General features: G+C 37.1%; 1 pseudogene. It reads right to left on the bottom strand.

From position 1 onward, the window contains the following. Window positions 1-139 precede the first annotated feature (139 nt). Window positions 140-1354 (bottom strand): annotated as a pseudogene (locus BCR25_RS14100) (IS110 family RNA-guided transposase). Window positions 1355-1612 lie beyond the last annotated feature (258 nt).

Genomic DNA, 1612 nt, shown 5'->3' with positions numbered 1-1612 from the left:
GAAAATAGAGAAATAATTGAAGGTATTGTAGTGATTTATAAATTAAAATGTTTTTTTGGAACAAAGTCCGCAGTAAATAACCCTGATGAAGATGTATTTTTTCCAGCAGGGTGCTATAATTAAGATATAAGACTTGGTCTTATTGGTCCTTAGAGACCGTGTACGCATAGTCGTACTTCGTCTTGTTCTCAACCATAGAATAGAGACACTTTAGTAGTTTGTTTATACAGGCTATGGTCGCAACCTTATCCTTCTTGGGTATAGGTTGCGTTTCTAATTTGTAATAGTAATCCACGATATGATTAGGCGCGGCAGCTTATTGGCGAATCATATTTTTCACGGTGAAATAAAGGATCTTTCGAGCCTTGGGATTACCACGTTTATTGATATGGTCTTGGGCTAGGTACTTTCCTGATTGATACCTACGGGTATCTATCCCAACAAAAGCATTGACTTTCTTGTGGTTCTCAAATCGTCGAATATCGCCAATTTCACCAATAAGCAAGGCCGCAGAAACTTCACCAATTCCTGGAACACTTTGGTAAAGATCAAACTCAGCTAATGGTTTGGTTTGTTCTATAAGTTGCTTAGATATAGTTTCTTTTGAGTGAATAAGCTCTTTTAATTTTTGGGCATAATATTGAACCTTCTGTACCTGAATACTCGTCTTGGTGGTCGCTGGATAGGAATTAGAAGCCAAGGAAAGAAGCTGTTGCGCTTTTTCTAAAGCTTTTTTATCCGAAAGACGTTTGTCTGTGTTCTTTTTCAAGATATTTTTCACTTGTGTTTGACTAAATCCAGTTAAGTATTCTGGATGAGGAAATAGCTCAATAAGATTCAGTGATAATTTTGATAAGCGACTTGAAAATAGATTTTCTAATTCTGGAAAGCACAATTGAAGTCCGGTGTGTAAGTACATCCTTAGTCTCTTGATTTCAGCTTCTATTTCTTGATAAAAGCGAGCTAAATCATGGGAGTCTTCATAAATGGTCGATTGATGTTGCTTGATTTTTCGTTCATATTGCCAGTGAGTTTGTGCAAGACGATGCGCATCTTGTTTATCCGTTTTAAGCACACGAAGACCGCTATCCAGCTGTTTTTTTGCTTCCAAAGGATTCAATAGACAATAAAGTAAGTGATTATTTTGGCAAAAGGTTTCAATCACTCTTGAGTAAATACCAGTTGATTCAAAAACGATACTTGGTGCTTCGGGTAACTGTTGAATTTCTTGAAGCAAATAATCAAAACCAGATTTGGTATGGGTAATCTCTCCCTCGGAGAGACAGCGCCCATCTTCGTAAAGCACGTGATAACTTTTCCCCATTGAAACATCCAATGCAAGTACATACGTCATATGTTCATCTTCTTTCTTTTTTTCGAAAGGTTCTTCACTCTTTCATTTCATGCTAATTTCCTTAACACGAGCTCGAAGCCCCAACATACTTAAACCAGATTTTAAAATGACAGTGAAGGAGACCCTTTTTTATTAGGGACTCGAAGTCCATGAGGCTATGGTCGATCTTCCTTTCACCCTTTACTATAGTCCTAAAAAAGGAAAATAGAAGGTAAAGTCATCCGTCGATGACTTTACCCTCTAATCTTAGTATGTTTT

Origin of the sequence: Enterococcus termitis (assembly GCF_001730305.1) — a bacterium.
In the GTDB taxonomy this organism is placed as follows: Bacteria; Bacillota; Bacilli; order Lactobacillales; family Enterococcaceae; genus Enterococcus_L; species Enterococcus_L termitis.
The sequence above is the reverse complement of the archived record's forward strand: the minus strand, read 5'-3'. Positions and strand labels throughout refer to the sequence as shown.